This is a genomic window from Mesorhizobium sp. M7A.F.Ca.CA.002.09.1.1, from assembly GCF_003998555.1.
Lineage (GTDB): Bacteria > Pseudomonadota > Alphaproteobacteria > Rhizobiales > Rhizobiaceae > Mesorhizobium > Mesorhizobium ciceri.
Genome location: NZ_RZRR01001326.1, coordinates 1 through 1,014 on the forward strand (window position 1 = coordinate 1; position 1,014 = coordinate 1,014).

At 63.4% G+C, this 1,014-nt stretch carries 1 protein-coding gene and 1 pseudogene; one reads left to right on the forward strand and one right to left on the reverse strand.

The features are described from left to right. Positions 1-257: pseudogene (locus EN994_RS32935) on the reverse strand (MFS transporter); the annotation flags it as partial. Positions 258-376: 119 nt separating this feature from the next. Between EN994_RS32935 and EN994_RS32940 the strand changes: the two are divergent. Next, positions 377-1,014 (forward strand): LysR family transcriptional regulator (locus EN994_RS32940; RefSeq protein ID WP_127308228.1); only part of this gene is annotated, 638 nt, incomplete at its 3' end.

Consider the following 1,014-nt stretch of genomic DNA (forward strand, 5'->3'; position numbering starts at 1 on the left):
AGTTCGCTGAGCGCGACCCCAAGCCCGAGAAGGCCGAGCGCCAGACCGAGTTCGGCATTGCCTAGGTGATAGCCCTGGCGAAGAACGACCGCCGTCGCCGGGATGCCGGAGAACGTAGCCGAGAAGGCGGCATTGGCGGCAACGCCGATGCCCAGGACTTTCCAGCGATGGCCCGGCGTGAACACCCTCCCGGTGGAACCGGTATCTTCCAGAAGTTCCGACGGCTGCCGGTCGGTGCAATTGACAATGGCGGACATGACTTCATTTCCCGTGCTGGCCAGCGGTCCGGCCTTGACGATCTGTCCCTACCGCCATAATTTCGTCCTGAAAATCAGGAAGTTTTGAACTTACAATCCTGAAAATCGGGACTTCCAACATGCGACGCGTGACATTCGACCTCGACGTCCTGCGCAGTTTCGTCACCGGCATGGAGCTGGGTAGCTTTGCCAAGGCCGCTGACCGGCTTGGCCGGTCGACGTCGGCGGTCAGCGCGCAATTGAAGAAACTGGAAGAACAGGCGGCGACGCCGATCTTCCGCAAATCAGGACGCGGCCTCGCTTTGACCGAGGCAGGCGAGACCATGCTCGGCTATGCGCGCAGGCTGATCGAATTGAATGACGAGGCGGCATCCGCCATCCACGGTGTCGAGCTGGAAGGCTGGGTACGGCTCGGCTTGCAGGAAGATTTCGGCGAGGCGGTGCTGCCGGACGTGCTCGGCCGATTTGCCCGGGCGCACCCCAAGGTGAAGATCGAAGCCAGGATCGCACGCAGCCACGACCTTGCCGAAAGGGTCCTGTCAGGCAGCCTCGATATCGCGCTCGCCTGGCACTGCGGCGAAACGCTGCCCTACAGCCAGCATGTCGCCGATGTGCCGATGCGCTGGATCGGGCCGGCAAAGCGTATCGAGACCAGCCTGCGCAACAGTGAGCCGCTGCCGCTGGTGGCGCTCGAAGCGCCATGCCTTCTGCGCACGGTGGCAACCGAAACGCTCGACCGCGCCGGCCTGTCGTGGCG